Source organism: Acidovorax lacteus, assembly GCF_039540375.1.
GTDB lineage: Bacteria > Pseudomonadota > Gammaproteobacteria > Burkholderiales > Burkholderiaceae_C > Acidovorax_G > Acidovorax_G lacteus.
On the sequence record NZ_BAABEX010000031.1, the window covers coordinates 101,496 to 118,238 of the forward strand.

At 66.0% G+C, this 16,743-nt stretch carries 21 protein-coding genes; 2 read left to right on the top strand and 19 right to left on the bottom strand.

Annotation, left to right across the window (positions count from 1 at the left end; translation table 11 throughout):
* Nucleotides 1–30: 30 nt before the first annotated feature.
* The 3 genes from ABD866_RS16230 to ABD866_RS16240 all read right to left on the bottom strand — a co-directional run bounded on the left by ABD866_RS16230 (nt 31) and on the right by ABD866_RS16240 (nt 3,367).
* The gene (locus ABD866_RS16230) at nt 31–447 is read right to left on the bottom strand and encodes a hypothetical protein (RefSeq protein ID WP_345067627.1); all 417 of its coding nucleotides are present in this window, start codon (nt 445–447) and stop codon (nt 31–33) included.
* Between the two features lie 134 nt (nt 448–581).
* Nucleotides 582–2,279, bottom strand: coding sequence for an ATP-dependent DNA ligase (locus ABD866_RS16235; RefSeq protein ID WP_345067630.1), 1,698 nt, complete (start codon nt 2,277–2,279; stop codon nt 582–584).
* A complete protein-coding gene (locus tag ABD866_RS16240) occupies nt 2,276–3,367 on the bottom strand; it encodes a ligase-associated DNA damage response exonuclease (protein WP_345067633.1) in 1,092 nt (363 codons plus the stop codon). The genes ABD866_RS16235 and ABD866_RS16240 overlap by 4 nt, the downstream gene beginning before the upstream one ends.
* 278 nt (nt 3,368–3,645) lie before the next feature.
* Here ABD866_RS16240 and ABD866_RS16245 point away from each other — a divergent pair, with 278 nt between their 5' ends.
* Nucleotides 3,646–5,238 carry an ABC transporter substrate-binding protein gene (locus tag ABD866_RS16245; RefSeq protein WP_345067636.1) on the top strand — a complete coding sequence of 531 codons (1,593 nt, stop codon included), beginning with the start codon at nt 3,646–3,648 and terminating at the stop codon, nt 5,236–5,238.
* A gap of 216 nt (nt 5,239–5,454) precedes the next feature.
* Here the strand turns inward: ABD866_RS16245 and ABD866_RS16250 are convergent, their stop codons facing one another.
* From ABD866_RS16250 to ABD866_RS16290, 9 genes are all read right to left on the bottom strand, one after another.
* On the bottom strand, nt 5,455–5,904 hold the full coding sequence (locus ABD866_RS16250) for a YiiD C-terminal domain-containing protein (protein ID WP_345067639.1): 450 nt from the start codon (nt 5,902–5,904) through the stop codon (nt 5,455–5,457).
* 53 nt (nt 5,905–5,957) lie between these two features.
* Complete coding sequence (locus tag ABD866_RS16255; protein WP_345067642.1) at nt 5,958–6,431, bottom strand: GNAT family N-acetyltransferase; 474 nt, start codon at nt 6,429–6,431, stop codon at nt 5,958–5,960.
* Nucleotides 6,432–6,776: 345 nt separating this feature from the next.
* The gene (locus tag ABD866_RS16260) at nt 6,777–7,145 is read right to left on the bottom strand and encodes a VOC family protein (protein WP_345067645.1); all 369 of its coding nucleotides are present in this window, start codon (nt 7,143–7,145) and stop codon (nt 6,777–6,779) included.
* Between the two features lie 113 nt (nt 7,146–7,258).
* Nucleotides 7,259–7,798 carry a hypothetical protein gene (locus ABD866_RS16265; RefSeq protein ID WP_345067648.1) on the bottom strand — a complete coding sequence of 180 codons (540 nt, stop codon included), beginning with the start codon at nt 7,796–7,798 and terminating at the stop codon, nt 7,259–7,261.
* Between the two features lie 251 nt (nt 7,799–8,049).
* Nucleotides 8,050–8,466, bottom strand: a complete 417-nt coding sequence (locus ABD866_RS16270; RefSeq protein ID WP_345067651.1) for a hypothetical protein — start codon at nt 8,464–8,466, stop codon at nt 8,050–8,052.
* Nucleotides 8,467–8,478: 12 nt separating this feature from the next.
* Entirely contained in the window at nt 8,479–8,880 is a 402-nt protein-coding gene (locus tag ABD866_RS16275) for an MAPEG family protein (RefSeq protein ID WP_345067653.1), read from the bottom strand.
* A 132-nt stretch (nt 8,881–9,012) separates the two neighbouring features.
* The gene (locus tag ABD866_RS16280) at nt 9,013–9,363 is read right to left on the bottom strand and encodes a hypothetical protein (RefSeq protein ID WP_345067656.1); all 351 of its coding nucleotides are present in this window, start codon (nt 9,361–9,363) and stop codon (nt 9,013–9,015) included.
* A gap of 180 nt (nt 9,364–9,543) precedes the next feature.
* A complete protein-coding gene (locus ABD866_RS16285; protein WP_345067659.1) occupies nt 9,544–9,849 on the bottom strand; it encodes a hypothetical protein in 306 nt (101 codons plus the stop codon).
* A gap of 76 nt (nt 9,850–9,925) precedes the next feature.
* Nucleotides 9,926–10,312 carry a VOC family protein gene (locus ABD866_RS16290; RefSeq protein ID WP_345067662.1) on the bottom strand — a complete coding sequence of 129 codons (387 nt, stop codon included), beginning with the start codon at nt 10,310–10,312 and terminating at the stop codon, nt 9,926–9,928.
* Between the two features lie 300 nt (nt 10,313–10,612).
* Between ABD866_RS16290 and ABD866_RS16295 the strand changes: the two genes are divergently transcribed.
* Nucleotides 10,613–10,885 carry a hypothetical protein gene (locus tag ABD866_RS16295; protein WP_345067665.1) on the top strand — a complete coding sequence of 91 codons (273 nt, stop codon included), beginning with the start codon at nt 10,613–10,615 and terminating at the stop codon, nt 10,883–10,885.
* Between the two features lie 34 nt (nt 10,886–10,919).
* On the opposite strand, the gene ABD866_RS16300 is transcribed toward ABD866_RS16295, so the two are convergent.
* From ABD866_RS16300 to ABD866_RS16325, 7 genes are all read right to left on the bottom strand, one after another.
* Nucleotides 10,920–11,408 carry a RidA family protein gene (locus ABD866_RS16300; protein WP_345067668.1) on the bottom strand — a complete coding sequence of 163 codons (489 nt, stop codon included), beginning with the start codon at nt 11,406–11,408 and terminating at the stop codon, nt 10,920–10,922.
* An 86-nt stretch (nt 11,409–11,494) separates the two neighbouring features.
* Nucleotides 11,495–11,755, bottom strand: a complete 261-nt coding sequence (locus ABD866_RS16305) for a hypothetical protein (RefSeq protein ID WP_345067671.1) — start codon at nt 11,753–11,755, stop codon at nt 11,495–11,497.
* Between the two features lie 818 nt (nt 11,756–12,573).
* Complete coding sequence (locus tag ABD866_RS16310; protein WP_345067674.1) at nt 12,574–13,617, bottom strand: hypothetical protein; 1,044 nt, start codon at nt 13,615–13,617, stop codon at nt 12,574–12,576.
* Nucleotides 13,618–13,956: 339 nt separating this feature from the next.
* Complete coding sequence (locus ABD866_RS16315; RefSeq protein WP_345067678.1) at nt 13,957–14,607, bottom strand: hypothetical protein; 651 nt, start codon at nt 14,605–14,607, stop codon at nt 13,957–13,959.
* A 492-nt stretch (nt 14,608–15,099) separates the two neighbouring features.
* Entirely contained in the window at nt 15,100–15,183 is an 84-nt protein-coding gene (locus ABD866_RS16355) for a DUF1010 domain-containing protein (protein ID WP_425549605.1), read from the bottom strand.
* Between the two features lie 21 nt (nt 15,184–15,204).
* Nucleotides 15,205–15,804, bottom strand: a complete 600-nt coding sequence (locus tag ABD866_RS16320) for a hypothetical protein (protein WP_345067681.1) — start codon at nt 15,802–15,804, stop codon at nt 15,205–15,207.
* 86 nt (nt 15,805–15,890) lie between these two features.
* Nucleotides 15,891–16,394, bottom strand: a complete 504-nt coding sequence (locus ABD866_RS16325; RefSeq protein ID WP_345067684.1) for a GNAT family N-acetyltransferase — start codon at nt 16,392–16,394, stop codon at nt 15,891–15,893.
* Nucleotides 16,395–16,743 lie beyond the last annotated feature (349 nt).

The window sequence follows — 16,743 nt, forward strand, 5'->3', positions numbered from 1 at the left end:
GCGGCAGGTCGTGGGGAGTCGGCCGGTCGATCAGGCAGGGAGGCCTTCGAGTTGGCGCCTTTCGGTGATCCAGCGCACATCAAAGCTGAGTTTGCGCATCAGTGGCGAGTCGGGCTCGATCACGCGCCACACCGGGGCGATGTGGCAGATGTCGTCGCCCGCCTGCAGACGCTCGAACGCGTGCTCGGCCACGATGCGCAGGAACAGCGAGGTCGACACTGGGCAGGCGGCATCTGCCCCGTGGCGTGCGGCCAGTTCGCGCCGCAGCTGCTGGATGGGCAGGCTGCGCCCTGGCGGCAGCGTGCGCACGAAGGCGTCGATCTCCTGGGGGCTGGAGATCAGCAGGCGAGCGCCTTGTGGCACGCCTGCAAAGGCCTTGTCGAGCACCACCGTATGCGGGGGCTTGGCGCACATTTTCTCGGTCCAGGTCTTGCGGCTGCGGGGCATGGTGGGTCTCCGGTTCAACGGGGTGCGCCAAGCATCGCACCCTGCGGCGGCGGTGCCCAGAATCCCCGTGGAAACCCTGATGCTTTGGCGCTGCAGGGCAGTGAGCGCCGCGCGGGAGGGCCGCAACAGGCCGTTCATGCGCTCGCCTCGGGTGGGAGCAATGCCGCCAGCGTTTGCAGCGTGTCGGCCTCGGCCACGGGTTTGTCCTGCCGCCAGCGCAGCATGCGCGGAAAGCGCACCGCAATGCCGCTTTTGTGCCGCGGGCTGCGGGCAATGCCTTCAAAGCCCAGCTCGAACACCAGCGTGGCCTCCACGCTGCGCACCGGGCCGAAGGTCTCGCGCGTGGTCTTGCGGATGATCGCGTCCACCTGTGCGATCTCGGCGTCCGTGAGCCCCGAATACGCCTTGGCAAAGGGCACGAGCTGGCGTGCGGGATCTTGGGGCGGCCCGCTCCACACCGCAAAGGTGTAGTCGGTGTAGAGGCTCGCGCGCCGCCCATGGCCGCGCTGGGCGTAGAGGAGCACGGCGTCCACGCTCATGGGGTCGATCTTCCACTTCCACCACACGCCCACGTCTTTGGTGCGGCCCACGCCGTAGGCGGCGGTGCGGTGCTTGAGCATGAAGCCTTCGGTGCCCAGGCTGCGCGCGGCCTCGCGCTGGCGGGCGAGGTCCTGCCAGTCGGGGCCGTGCAGCAGCGGGCTCAGGCGCAGGGTGCCCTCGGGTGCTGCCGCGATGGCCTCAGGGGGCGGCAACAGGGCTTCCAGCAGCGCGCGGCGCACATGCTGGGGCTGGCCGCGCAGGTCTTGCCCCGCGTGTTCGAGCAGGTCGTAGGCCACCAGCGCCACGGGCAGATCGCGCAGCAGGGCGGCTGAGAGCGTCTTGCGGCCCAGGCGCTTTTGCAGGTCGGCAAAGGGGCGGGGCAGGGCACTGCCCCCGGGCCACACCAGGATCTCGCCGTCGAGCACCGTGCCGTCGGGCAGGGCCTGGGCGGCGGCGGCCAGTTCGGGGAAGCGGTCGGTCACCAGTTCTTCGCCGCGCGACCAGATCCACACGCCGCCTGCGCGGCGCACCACCTGCGCGCGGATGCCGTCCCACTTCCATTCCACCTGCCAGTCGCCGGGCGGGCCGAGTTGCGCGGCGAGCGCGTCCACCGGCGCGGCCAGCGGGTGGGCCAGAAAGAACGGGTAGGGCTGGCTGGCCAGCTCGGGGCTGCTGGCCTCCATGCCGGGCAGGGTGTCGGCTTCGGTGGCCACCAGCGCGGCGTAGTCGTGCGCAGCCGGCTGGCGGCCCACCTGCGTGTAGCCCATGAGCCGGTGGGCGATGCGCTTGGCGTCCACACCGCTCACCTGGGCCAGCGCCTGCACCACCTGCAGGCGCGACACGCCCACGCGGAAGTTGCCGGTGATGAGCTTGAAGTACACAAAACGCTGCCCGGGCACGAGCGCCGCCCACTGCGCGCGCAGGGCCTCGGCCTGCGCGTCAGGCGGCAGGGCGCGCAGCGGCAGCAGGCGCTGCATCCAGGCGGCCAGGGGCAGGTCGGGATCGGGTGCGGTGGGCGGGGGCAGCAACAGCGCCAGGGTTTCGGCTAGGTCGCCCACGGCCTGGTAGCTTTCCTCAAACAACCACTCGGGCAGTCCTGCGGCGGCCTGGGCCAGGGCCTTGAGCTGGCGCGTGGGCACCATCTGCCGCGGCTTGCCGCCAGCCAGAAAGTACACGGCCCAGGCGCCATCGGCTGCGTCGGCGCTGCGCAGGTAGGCCACCAGCGCGGCCAGCTTGGCGCTTTGCGAGGTGGTGGCGTCGAGCTGCTGGAACAGCGCGGCAAAGCCCTTCATGGCGCGGCCTCCGGCGCGGCGGGGTCCGGGGTGGGCTCCGGTGCGGCGGCCGGTGTGGCCGTGTCGGGCGCTGCAGCATCGGCGTCTTCGGTGGCGTCGTCCTGGCCGTACTCGGTGGCAAACACCTGGGCATCCAGGCCTTGTTCGCACAGCCAGCGCACCATCACCTCGGTGCTGCCGTGGGTGACGATGATGCGCTCGGCCCCGGTGGCCCCGATGGCGCGCTGCAGGCCCGGCCAGTCGGCGTGGTCGCTCATCACGAAGCCGCGGTCCACCCCACGGCGGCGGCGCGCGCCGCGCACCAGCATCCAGCCGCTGGCAAAGGCGTCGGAATGCTCGCCAAAGCGCTTGAGCCAGGGCGTGCCCGCGGCCGAGGGCGGCGCAATCACCAGCGCGCGCTTGAGGTCGGTCTTGGTGAGCGATGGGTCGGTGGCGCGCAGCGTGGGCGGCAGGGGTACGCCGGCTGCGCGGTACACGGCGTTGAGCGGCTCCACCGCGCCATGCGCCACGATGGGGCCGATGCCTGCATCCACCCCGCGCAGCACGCGCTGGGCCTTGCCGAAGGCGTAGCCGTAGAGCACGCTGGCGCGGCCTGCGGCGGCGTTGACCTGCCACCAGGCGTTGATCTCGGCCTCCAGCTCGGCGCGGGCGGGCCAGCGGTAAATCGGCAGGCCGAAGGTGGATTCGGTGATGAAGGTGTGGCAGCGCACGGGCTCAAACGGCGGGCAGGTGCCGTCGGCTTCGAGCTTGTAGTCGCCCGAGGCCACCCAGACCTGGCCGCCGTGTTCCAGCCGCACCTGGGCCGAGCCCAGCACATGCCCGGCCGGGTGCAGCGAAATGCGCACGCCCTGGTGCTCCACCACCTCGCCGTAGGCCAGCGTCTGCAGCGCGATGCCCTCGCCCAGGCGCGCGCGCAGCGTGCCTGCGCTGTCGGTGTGGGCCAGGTAATGGCCCGAGCCGCGGCGTGCATGGTCGGAATGCGCGTGCGTGATCACGCAGCGGTCCACGGGCCGCCAGGGGTCGATGTAGAAGTCGCCCACGGGGCAGTACAGCCCCTGCGGGCGCAGGACGATCAGGTCTGCAGGCATGCGGTGGGTGCGGCGGCCCGGGCATGGGCGCAGCGCTGGGGGGCATCGTACGCAGGCGCGCCGCGCGCTGCTGCAGGCCTGCGCGATACCGGGGTGCCAGCGCCGGGATTGCGCTGCGCACCCTGCGCAGGTCGGGGTGCGGTTGCAACCGGTTGCAAATGCCCAGCCTGCACGGCCTGCGGGCGTGCGCTCCATGCCACAACCAGGCCGCAAACCGCTTGCCGTGGCCGCGCGGCTCGGGCATCGTCGGCCGCTTCACAACTGATTTGAATGCTCCCATGCCCACCAAGCATCTGCTCTCCTGCGCCAGCGCCCTCACTCTGGCCCTGTGCGCGGCCTTCGCCCCGGCCCACGCCAAATCGTTCCGCTGGGCCGGCTCGTCCGACATCCAGACCATGGACATCCATTCGCAGAACAGCGCTCTGGGCAACGGCATCCACGCCGCGGTGTACGAGTCGCTGGTCATGTTCAACAGCCGTACGCTCAAGGTCGAGCCGCTGCTGGCCGTGTCGTGGAAGGAAGTCTCGCCCACGCAGATGCGCTTCAAGCTGCGCCAGGGCGTGAAGTTCAGCGACGGCTCGACCATGACCGTGGACGACGTGGTGTTCTCGCTGCAGCGGGCCATGGCGCGCACCTCCACGTATTCGATCTACACCCAGGGCATCGACCGCGTGGCCCGGGTGGACGCCGAGACGCTGGACATCTTCTTGAAGAACCCCAACCCCGTGCTGCTCAACCAGCTGACCGAGCTGCGCGTGATGAGCAAGGCCTGGGCCGAAAAGCACAACGCGGTAGAGCCCAAAGACATCAAGAGCAAGGACGAAACCTTCTCGCACCGCAACGCCATGGGCACCGGGCCCTACGTGCTCAAGGAATGGGTGCCCGACCAGAAGCTGGTGTTTGCCGCCAACCCCCACTGGTGGAACGCGGGCAAGGTTGAGGGCAACGTGACCGAGATCACCTACACGCCCATCAAGTCCGAGGCCACGCGCATTGCCGCGCTGCTGTCGGGCGAGGTGGACATGGTCCGCGACACCAGCATCCAGGATCTGGGGCGCCTCAAGAGCAACCCCAACCTCAAGGTCATGGAGATGGTGGAAAACCGCACCGTGTACCTGGCGCTCGACCAGTTCCGCGACGAGCTGCCGGGCAGCAACATCAAGGGCAAGAACCCGCTCAAAGACCTGCGCGTGCGCAAGGCCCTGTACCAGGCCATCGACAGCGCCACGCTGCAGCGCGTGACCATGCGCGGCATGGCCAAGCCCACTGGGGCCATCGTGTCGCCGTTGGTCAACGGCTGGACCGAAGCCGTGGACAAGCGCCTGCCGTTTGACGCCACCGCCGCGCGCAACCTGCTGGCCGAGGCCGGCTACAAAGACGGCTTCGAGGTGGACTTTGCCTGCAGCAACAACGCCATCGTGCAGGACGAGGAAATCTGCCAGGCCATTACGTCGATGTGGTCGCGCGTGGGCGTCAAGGCCAAGCTGCGCACCATGCCCGCCGTGAGCTACTACCCCATGGCCCAGCGGCACGAGGCCACCATTGCCCTGCTGAGCTGGGGCGTGCCCACGTTTGATGCGCTCTACACGCTGCAGTCGCTCGCGCGCACCAAAACCAGCGGCGCCGACGGCAACTACAACCTGGGCCGCTACAGCAACGAGCGCATGGACTACATCGTGGACCGTGTGAAGACCGAAACCGACCTGCCCGTGCGCAACCGCCTGCTCACCGAAGGCCTGCAGCTGCACAGCGACACCGTGGCCCACATTCCGCTGCACCACCAGATGCTGGCCTGGGCGATGAAGAAAAACATCGACCTCGTGCAGCGCCCGGACAACCGCATCGACTGGCGGCTGATCAAGGTGAACTGAGGCCGCGCGCCCGCGCTGCGCGGTGCCCGGTGCCGCGCAGCGCTGGCGTGATGTGCGCCCCTCGGCCGCGAGATGCTGCCGGGCAATTGCTATTATTTTGATAGCTGCTCGTGCTTGATTATTAAGCACGAGCAGCCAAAAATGGCCTGAAGCTTTGCAGGGGCCGCGCAGCCTGCCGGTGCAGCCCGCTGAGTGAGGCCAGACCGGTGAAGGGCTTCAGCCGCCCACGTCCAGCGCGACAAACTCCCCGACCAGCTCCCCCACCACCAGCCCCTGGCAGCGCAGCACCGCGCGCACCGTGGCGCGCGCCTTGCCCTTGCGCGCGAGCATGCGCACAAAGCCTGGCCAGGGCGTGTCCGCATCCAGCGTGGCCTGCGCGCTGAAGTCGCCCACGATGGGCTGCAGGTACTCCATCTGGTTGCGCTGGATGACCAGCCGACTCGCCAGCCCCTCGCGGCGCAGCCGCGTGTGCAGCAGCGACCACGCCGCCAGGATCGCCACCGCTGACGCGCTGCCGCCGAACACCGTGTCGCGGTGGTTGATGTTGGGCGCCAACGGCGCGGCCAGCACCACGGTGTCGGGCTCCACGGTCTGCACCGTCACCGCCATGGCGCGGGACAGCGGAATGTGGTCGTGCAGATACTGGGCAAGGGCGTCGGCGTGCATGGGCAGGGCTTTCGGGGCGTGGTGTGGGGTGGTGCGCAGGCGCTGTCGGTGGCTCAGGCCCGCGGCGCAGCGGCCACGCGTCGGGTGTAGGTGCAAAACACCGTGTCGCGCACCCAGCCCATGGCGGCGTACAGCGCCTGGGCGGCGGTATTGGTGTGGGCGGTGGTCAGGTCCATGCGTGCCATGCCGTCGGCTGCTGCGCGCGCCTCGGCGGCCTGCAGCAGTTGCCGGGCCACGCCCTGCTGCCGGGCCGCCGGGTGCACGAACAGGTCGTACAGCACATAGATGGGCTGCGCCTCCACCGAGCAGAAGCTGGGATAGAGCTGGCACAGCCCCACGAGCTGTTGCGCGTTGCCCTGCGCCACTAGCAGCACCGACTCGCCGCGCGCCTGCCGCGCCTGCAAAAAGGCCAGCGCGCGTGCGGCGTCGGGCGGCTGCTCGTAAAACTGCCGGTACAGGTCGAACAGCTGCGCAGCAGCGGGCAGGTCGGCCGCGGTGGCGGGGCGGATGGTGCAGGGTGCGGTCATGGGAGGAATGTGGAGGGGGGTGAGCCAGAGACGGTACGGGCCGGCAAGGCCGGGCACGGCTGGCAAGGCCCGGGCAGGCAGCAGCCGACGATTTCAGCCAGCGCGGCGGCCATGAACCGGGCCGGGGGCTTGCGTTCGTGCATGGAACAGCAAGCGGCGCCAGCGGGCCCGCCGGCCGCAGGGCGTGCCTTGCGGCATGGCCCCCAAAAGCCGGGAAACCGTGCGCAGTTGCTATAAAAAACAGAGCTGCTTGTGCTTGCCCCTGCTGGGCTGCGGGCCGGTGGGCTGCCGGGACCAGTGCGCACGGCCACGGGGGCGCAAGGCGGGGGGGCCGTGAGCCCGCCGTCATGCCATGGAGTGCAGGCCCACCTTGTTGCCTTCGGTGTCGATGAAGTGCGCAAAGTAGCCGTAGCCGTTGCCGATCTCGGTTTTGGGCACCACCACGGTGCCACCGGCTGCCGCTGCGCGGGCGAGCATCGGGGCCAGGTCGTCCCCGCCGTTGAGGTACACCATCGTGCCGTCGGCCGCGGGGCGGCTGCCCTCGCCCTGCACGATCGCGCCGCCCACCGCTTCAGGGTCGCTGGACAGCATGCCCATGGTGCTGTCGCCCATCGACACGGTGCCGATCTCGGTGCCCAGCACCGCCTCATAAAACCGCTTGGCGCGGGCAAAGTCGGTCACAGGGATCTCGAACCAGTTCAGCGTATGGGCCATGGCAAGGCGCTCCAGTGGACAAGGGATGCCGCACAGCGTAGCGGTTTGCGCAGCGCTTGCCCAGCGGCGTCTGGCTGCGCCCAGGGCAGTACCCCAGTGCGCACCGCAGGCCCTTAAGGCCCGCCCCAGCGGCAGGCCGCAAAGCCGTGCAGGCCGCTCACACGCGCCCGGCGCGCATAGGTGCCCGCGGCCGAGGTGTCGCCCACCACCACGTCGAAGTCGGTCGCATCGAGCTGGCCGCGCGCCTGCCAGCAATCGGCCTGGCGCAGGGCCGCCGTGGGCGGCACCGGCCGTGCGGGCAGGGCTTCGTCGAGCTTGATCTGCGCAAACTTGGCCCGGAAGAAGCGCCCGCCCCCGGCCAGGGCCGACGCATCGGGCACAAACATCCATTCGCCGCCGTCGTTGGGCTCGTACCGCAGCACGCCCGGCACCTGCAGCCGCCCGGTGATGGCCAGCCCGCCGTACAGGTGCCCCACGTCCAGCGACACGGTCTGCGGCAGGCGCAGCACGCGGGTGCAGCCGTTGGGCTCTGCCTCCTCGCCCGGGTACACCTTGGTAAAGCCGCGCAGCAGGTGCAGGCGCAGGCCCGGCGGCAGCGCCGCCGTCACGCCGGGCGGGCTGATGTCGCAGGTCTCGCCCTGGGCGCAGGTCACCAGATAGCAAAGCGGGGCCGCGTGGGCAGCGCCCGCAGTGCCTGCGCCCCCCACGGCCCCCAGCAGCGCCCACAGTACGCACGCCGCGCGCGCAGGGGTCGCCCACGGCGGCCGTCTGTGGTGCGGCATCCTCGCACCGCGGGCCGGGTGTGCATCAGCATTCATACGGTGCGACTGAAGGAATCGAAAACAGCATCGTGGTGGGCCTTGTCCGATGGGGCCGTGGCATTGTGCGGCAGCGAGGCCGCCCGTCACATTGCCGCAGGCATGGTGGCCCCAGGTGCTGCCCGCCGCATGTGAAACCGCACCAGGTACACCGCCAGCAGCACGCAGGGCAGCGTGAGCACCAGCCCCACCGCTGCGGCGCGCGGCAGGTCGGCCCATGCGACAGCACCACCGCCCGGGGCCGCCAGCGGCCACAGCAGCAGGCCCGCACACCCCGCAGCGGTGCCCAGCACCGGCATCCACCGTGGCGCAGGCGCATCAAGCACCCAGCGCAGGCCCATGAGCGCGTGGCAGACCCAGGCCAGTAGCACGGTCAGGCCCGCCAGCACGCCGGGCAGCCCATGGGCGCCCGACGTGCCCACCACCACCAGCGAGCCCAGCAGCCCGTAGGCCGACAGGAGGTAGCAGGCTGTGGTGATGAGCGCGCGGCGCAGGTGGAGCATGGCGTGCAGTCCCTACACCGCCAGCGCGAGCAGTACCACCAGCGCCACACCCGCGACGTAGGTGCCCAGGGCTCCGGCAAATCGGATGGGGTTGGGGCGCGAGAGCGTGGTTGCAGTGAGCATGCCCACCGCAAACAGCACACGCGCCAGCGTGGCCAGCACCATGGCCACCAGGGCCGGGGTGCTGGGAGCCAGCATGCCCAGGGCCAGGCACAGCAGGGCCAGCATGGGCGCGTATTCAGCGGTGTTGCCGTGCGCGCGCACCAGGCGGTTGAGCCAGGCGTCGGGGTCGTCGCTCACGCCGATCAGGCGCTGGCTGCGGATGCGCGCCAGCGACACGGCCGTGCCCAGGCCAAACAGCAACAGACCCAGCGCACACGCGCAGGCCACGGCAAGGGGGTGGATGGATGGCATGGGGTGAAGGTCCTGTCAGGTGCAACCAGACGCAGCCAACGGTGCAGCGGCGCTGCCCGATGGTAAGCGTGCGCGTGGGGGCCTTGTGCGGGCGGCGCAGGGCCAGCCGGGCCGATGTCGGCCGCGCACGCGTCAGCGGCCCTGCGCCGGGTCTGTGCGGGCGGCCGACCGCCAGGCGCGCCAGCCGCCCAGTGCAATGGCGGCCGCCCAGCTCAGCACCAGCGCGATCGGCATGGCGTGCGATCCACTGGCGTCGCGAAACTGCACCAGCAGCAGACTCAGCGGCAGCACGCCCACCACCACCGCCGCGGCAGAACCTCCCCAGCGCTGGCACAGGTATCCCGCGCCCGCCATGGGCAGCGCCATCAGAAACTGCCCACTCCAGGGCACGCCCGCCCACAACAATCCAAGGCCAATAAACGACAACCCAAATCCCGCCGCAGCGCTGGCCAGGTCTTTGGCGGGGTGGGGGGTGGTGTTCATGCCAACGGGTCCTTGGGGCGATGTGGCGGGTGCCACGGTGTCAGGCAATGCCAGGGCAGGGCGACGGCTGCGCGAGGCGATCTACGCGGCAGCACGGCCGCCAGCCGACCGCACCATAAAACCCGCGATGCCGGTTGGCAAGCGTTTTGGTGGCGTACCCTGCTGGCGATGCGCCTGTGCTCAGCCCTTGGCCCGGATCACCAGCATCGCCACCAGCGGAAACACAGCGCCCAGGCCCGCCACCACAGCGGCCCACAGGCGGTGCGCGCCCGACGCCCGCACCGCCCGCCATGCGCACACGCCGGCCAGCACCAGGGCGCTGGGGCTGGCGTAGAGCCAGAAGGCCACCAGGTTCCAGCCCCGGCCCCAGCCCTCGCCGGTGGCGCGCATGGCCAGCAACGCTGCGTACAGCGCCAGCGTCAAGAAGGCGGCCACCACCAGCCAGCGGTCACGCGCAAGGCCGGCTGTCCAGGGGTGTTGTGGCATGGCAGCTGCGGTGGGTGGATGGCCTGCGGTGCTGGCGGTGCAGGTGTCTGCGCAGTGGCGCGGGTGGCTGCAGCAGTCAGGCCTGGGCGGCATTCGACACCTCGATGAGGTTGCCGTCCGGATCGCGGAAGTACACCGACAGAATCGGCCCGGTGGCGCCCGTGCGGGGCACAGGCCCCTCCAGCACTGGCACGCCGCAGGTCTGCAGGTGCGCCAGCACCGCCTCAATGGGTGTGGACGTGATGAAGCACAGGTCGGCCGAGCCGGGCGTAGGCCGGTGGGCCTTGGGCTCGAACTCGCGCCCATGCGGGTGCAGGTTGATCTTTTGCGCCCCAAACGCCAGCGCCCGGCGCTGCGCGCCAAAGGTGATCGGGGTCATGCCCAGCACACGGGCGTAGAAGTCGCAGCTTGCGTCAACGTCTGCAACGGTGAGCACCAGATGGTCCAGATGGTCGATGTGCATGGGCGGGAGTCCGTTTGTCAACTGGGGCAGTAACGGCTGCTTTTGCTATTGAAATCGTAGCGGCTCGTGCTTGATTTTGCTACATGAGCAGCCCAAATGCCTTGAATCCATGCCCAGGCAGCCGGTTTGGCCTTTGCCGCGCTGCGGGCATGCGCGTGTCCGCAGCGCACCGGGCGACCCGCGCACGGCGGCGGCGCAGCGGCCAGGTGCTGTAGCGCGCTGGCATCAGCGATACCGCCGTAGCTTAAGACCGTGGCCCCAGCCCGGATACCATGCGGAGCACGACAAGGAGAGGGCGACATGACACTGACCTGGCGACGACTTGGCTACCTCGGGTTCATGATCCCGTTTGCGTTCTGGGGCCTCGCGGCCGTGTTGTTTGGGCACATGGCGTTTGGCGCATTCCGCGTGGCCTTTGTGCTGGCCGCGATCACCGTGTGGGTGGTGGGCAACCGCCTCAACGGGGACGACACCGACGACGACGGCAAAGCCCCCCACCTCACCTTCGGCATGCCCATGCAAAAGGCCGGTGTGCTGGTCAGCCTGGCCGGGCTGGTGCTGACGTTCTTGTAGCGGGTTGCCGGTGGGGGTCGGCTCGAGCGAAGGGTTAGGCGCCACCGGCTTGATGCCCGACCCGGAAGATGAAGTCGAGCTCGACAGCCGCGCCCTTGGGAAGCTGGGCAACGCCCACGGAGGTTCGAGAGTGTGCTGAACTTGTCCCGAGCACTGCCACTAGCAAATTTGAAGCTGCATCGGCGACTTCACTGTGTTGGGTGAAGTCTGCTGCCGAGCGGATGAAGACGGACATGCGAGGAACGCAGATGACGGCATCGAGCGAACCACATGCTTGCCTGACCAGGGCCAGTGCTCGGATGGTGCTGACCTTTGCAGCGAATGCTGCTTGCTCTAACGACACCTCGGAACCTACGCAGCCAACGACGGCAACTGTGTCAGCGATGCGCGGGATCTGACCGCTGACATAGACAAGGTCTCCGTCGCGCAAAGCTGGGGTGTAGTGGCCACCGATTTTGATGGGTGCGGAAACGGGGAACCCTAAGAGCTGGGCTTCGGCTTCGAATCGAAGGTCTGCAGACATTGAAATGTGGTGCCTAACGTTGGAGGTAAGGGGCGCGGAGCCGGCTTGCCGGCAGAGCGTTCCTCTTGATCGAGAGGTTAGGCGTTTTATGCATAGAAAGACCGTTCTAGTGCAATGAGCCGCCCACCAAGTTGTGGATAGAGAAGTGCGGGATCTTGCTCAACCACTAACCGAGCAATAAGCCCTTTGGCTTTTTCGGCGTTTGATTTATCTCCACGGGCGATTGCATCCAAGCGCTGATTAATTGCCAGAAGCGCTCGGTGGGCGTACTCGTCAATACCCTCGGTCTTGGCAAGAGCGCTTACCGCAGTGCGGCAGTATTCAAGTTCAGTTGGATCGAGGCTCATGGCAAGGCCTAACGTCGGGGTTAACCGGCGAGCCGCGATAGGGCCGGGAGTGAAGCGAAGGGCCACCGCGGACCGTCCGTGTTGGACACCCTGTTAGACCGCATCGCCATTTTCGCGTTTATGGGCATGACCGAAGCCGACCGGCCGCCTGAAGTTCATCTTCGAGCCGTCATTGTCATAAGCGTGTGGCCTGGCGATTCGGGACGCCACGACCCACCATAGACTGTAAAGCGGTACAGCAAGCAATACAGGAACCCAGCTCCGCGTGACGAGAGCTACCAACGGCGAGAACCATAATAGCGCCAGTCCGAGCGCTAATGCGCTATCTGATATCCAGCTCGGCGCATAAGCGAACTCACCACAGCGCGTGCAAGTAACGGGCTTACGCTCAGTGGACCGCAGGAAATACACAAGGGGCAAGCCTTTCTGCGAACAGTGCGGACAGGTCTTCATGCGGCCTAACGGACAAGATAAGCGGCCCGCAGAATGCGGGTCCGCTTGAGCGCAGAGTTAGGCACTGCGCTATGGAACAAAGAGCCGCCTGAGCCCAGTGGACTAGCACAAGCACCCCAAAAGGCTTGAACACCCAACGTCCCCAACAGGCGAAGCCCGCCGCGGCGACCGCGTACCACCGCACAGGCGCTTGAACGGGTGGCGGCGGTTTGTGAATGCATGGGCTGTGCGGGCCGGAATGTGAACAGGCTAACGTTTGAGCTAACCGGCCCGCAATTGGAGGACGCCGCAGGGCCAGAATGAAATGAGACCCGAAGGCGGCATGCCGTTGCGGGTCCGGTTGAGCGATGGGTTAGCCGGCACTTTCAGAAGGCGCCTCGCTCGGGAGCGCCATGCCAGCCCTCCGGCCTTGGGGCCCACGAAGGATCCGGTTCCCGCTCGAGTACGGCGCAGGCAGCGGCCCCCAGATCGATGCCGAGGTGCTGCCTGGCAGACGACGCCGCGCCATCCGCAAGGTCTGCGGCTAGAGCGAACTGACGGAACCGTTCCCAGTCGGCGGCGAACTGCGACACGAGAATTTTCGCCAGGTCGTATGACAGTTCGTTACCCTCGTCGCTCCGGAGGAAGGACTTGCCTGACCAGAACTCTTGAATCTCCTCTGCTCCCCAGAACTTCAGATGACGGGCGTGTAGCTGCCGGGGATTCGCCTGCGCTTGTGGTGGAGGGCAGAGCCGGAACTCCGTGTTGACCGCGAGACCTTCGTTGAGCCATGCCGGGATAGGCAGGTGACTCAAGCAAGCGTGCGTCAACTCATGTGCGATGACAGGCTCTACAGACCGAAGATCCGCCTTCACGGTGACAAAGTGGCCACAGCCCCTATTGATATACATCCCGCTGCTGGAGGCGAACTCTCCGGCCTCTGGGTAGTAGTGCGAAATATACCGGTAGTAAGACTCGTCTTCGTCGAAGACGATCAGGATGTCGTTGCCCCACTCAGGCGTCGCAGCAACCCCGTGCAGCACCCGGACGATTCGTTGCACCGTCTTGTTGACGAAGGCAAGCGTCGCATCGGCAACATTGGCAGGCAGAGTTGAGACCAGGATGGCCGAGCCTTGTGCTCGCACTCGGTATTCCTGTCCCAGAGCGACGCGTAGGTGCTCCAGCCACGCACGTTCGCATGAGGACCATGCCTCTGCTTTGGCTGATTCGACAGGTACGGCTTCGATCCAGCGATTCACCGCATCCCAATCTACGACGGGGAATCCACCTGCATCGACTAGGGAAGCGGCGAGGTCGAACGGTTCAGAGTCCGGGACGCTAATCCTGTCTGGCGGTTCCACAACCGCGTCGGCACCGCCCTTGGCTTCAGCCTTTGGGGCGCGAATCAGAGACTTAAGAAGCTTGAGCACGATACAGAGGTGTTTGTGCAGGCCAACGGACAAGATAAGCGGCCCGCAGAATGCGGGTCCGCTTGAGCGCAGAGTTAGACACTGCGCTATAGAAAAGAGAGCTGCCTGCGCCCAGTGGACTGGCACAAGCGCCCCAAAAGCCTTGAAAGCCCAACGGCCCCAACAGGCGAAGCCCGCCACGGCGACCGCGCACCAGCGCACAGGCGCTTGAATGGGTGGCGGTGGTTTGCAAAGGCATGGGCTGTGCGGGCCGGAATGTGAACAGGCTAACGTTTAGCTTGAGGGGCGCAGAAACAGGCGGCGAAGCTGGCTGTTTTTGCGTCCCTCTCGAAGCGACTGTTAGAACCCATTTTCGGGCTCACGAAGTTTCATCTCCGGCCAAAACCTCGGTGCCAACCGTTGATAGGTTTCAGTCAGCGCCCAGGTAGGCAACTCGGACGAAGTACCTTGTGTGTTCCATTGAAGCAGCCCGACGTAGTAGTGCGGGTACTGGTAGCTGATTGGGTTCATGATTGACTGTTCCAGAGTACCCAGAGTGTCGTCGCTAAACGGGTCAGTTGCGGCGAAATGAGCAGCTACCTTGTTTCTCCATTTGTATATTTCAGGCACGACCAATTTAACGTAGTCGGTGCAGTGCTTCTTTATTTCAGATCTGTTTGCCGGATCTGCAAGTGCTGCGGACGCCCAGCCATTCTTAATCATGAGATCGACCAAGGCGACAAGACGAAGATAGTTGACTAGCGTTACAGAGAACCAGTTAAACGCACAGGGTACGACTGGCGGCGTGCTACTGCTGAAGGCTGAAAGGACGACGTGCTTTGCATAAGGATCGTCAGCAATGACCTTCAGTTCAGCCTCACGCACAGCATCAGCGAGAATTTTTAGGCCGACGTAGTTTTGCCAGAAGGCATGATAGTTGTTGAACGGCGGGTTCGCCGGATCAAGAACGATTCCTTCGACATGGTCCAATACGATGTGAGGGCTGGTCATGGTTCTAACGGACAAGATAAGCGGCCCGCAGAATGCGGGTCCGCTTGAGCGCAGAGTTAGACACTGCGCTACAGAACACAGAGCTACTTGTGCCCCGTGGACTAGCACAAGCACCCCAAAAGCCTTGAAAGCCCAACGGCCCCAACAGGCGAAGCCCAGCGCGGCGACCGCCCACCAGCGCACAGGCGCTTGAACGGGTGGCGGTGGTTTGGAAAAGCATGGGCTGTGCGGACCGGAATGTGAACAGGCTAACGGACAAGATAAGCGGCCCGCAGAATGCGGGTCCGCTTGAGCGCAGAGTTAGACACTGCGCTACAGAACAAAGAGTTGCCTGTGCCCAGTGGACTAGCACAAGCACCCCAAAAGCCTTGAACACCCCACAGCCCCAACAGGCGAAGCCCGCCACGGCGACCGCCCACCAGCGCACAAGCGCTTGAACGGGTGGCGGTGGTTTGCAAAGGCATGGGCTGTGCGGGCCGGAATGTGAACAGGCTAACGGACAAGATAAGCGGCCCGCAGAATGCGGGTCCGCTTGAGCGCAGAGTTAGACCCTGGACTGACATGTTGGACGCGCAGGGTGTCAACAGAACCGGGTTCTCAGTCATGACGCCGGTACTTATCGATGCGTTTTGAAACCACAGGCCAGCCCGGGAGTTGGGCTTTCACTAGTTCACGCACTTCGTTTTCGCCGCTCGGCGTTAGCGCTGTCGCATAGTGAAATGTTCGATCCCCGGTGCGTTCAATCACGAAGTCGCCGAGGTACGTTACCTCGCCCGCTTGCAACTTTACGCACGCATCCTTACTGAGGTTACCCAACTGCGCAGAACGAACTGGCGGGATGGGGTAGTACTGGCCAAAGCGAATTTCATTCGTGCATATCCAGCCAGGTCGCACCTCATAGGCGACCAATTCCCCTACTCTTGTGAACGGCAAATACAGCACACTGCCAGCTCCGAAATCCGTGGGGGCTCCCCATGAGAAGTCAGGTTCGGCTCCAGTTCCTCGGTGCACAAAATTAATATTCCCATCCTCTCTCTTCGAGAGTATGTTTACGCGAGAGACGAGCACGGCGCTGATCTTATTAGGCGTAGACGCAGTTTCATCCAAAGCTAAAACGGCGCGACGAGGGGGAGGTGTTTCGCAGGCGATCAAAAACGCGGCTGCGATCATGTACAACAAGCGGTATGTCATGAGCATCTAACGTTCGACATGAGCGGCGGCTGGAGGCGGGCGAAGCACGCCGGAAGACGTCCGCTCGATGGACGGGTTAGGTTGCATGGCATTCATGGCGCAAGGATGGCCCACCGCTCATGATCTCGCCAGCGACCGCCGATTTTGAGGTACTTCGGCGAGTACCCCTCTTTTGCGAAGCCGCAGGAATGAACCAGCGCGATGGAAGCGATATTTCCCGGCTGAATGTTGGCCTCCAGCCGGTGAAGCTTTAGGGACTTGAACGCATGGCGAACAACCTGCAGAAGACCGGCCTTCATGAAGCCCTGGCGCTCATACCCGGCGAACGCGTAGTAGCCGAGGTAGCCGCTGCGGCATAGACCCAGCACCACGTTGGTGAGGTCGACGACTCCAACAATGGTGCCTTGCCCCGCCTCGCAAACAAGGAAGCCGTGATTAGCTGGCTCCCGCATGCGACCGACATACGTTTTGAATTGCTCCGGCGTTGACGGCGCTGTGACCCACGGGCGGTGCAAAGCACGACTTGCGAGTGCTCGCGCAATGAACTCGCTTTGATCTGCAAGCTCCGGACGACGGAGAACGACACGGGGATTCATGTCACCTAACGGACAAGATAAGCGGCCCGCAGAATGCGGGTCCGCTTGAGCGCAGAGTTAGACACTACGCTACAGAAAAAAGCGCCGCCTGCGCCCGGTGGACTAGCACAAGCACCCAAAAAACCTTGAAAGCCCAAAGGCCCTAACAGGCGAAGCCCGCCACGGCGACCGCGCACCAGCGCACAGGCGCTTGAACGGGTGGCGGTTGTTTGCAAAGGCATGGGCTGTGCAGGCCGGAATGTGAAAAGGCTAACGAACAAGGTAAGCGGCTGGCTGTAGGTCAGTCCGCTTGACCGCCGGGTTAGGCGCCATTGCGCCGCTGACCTTGAATTTGGGAAGGAACACGACG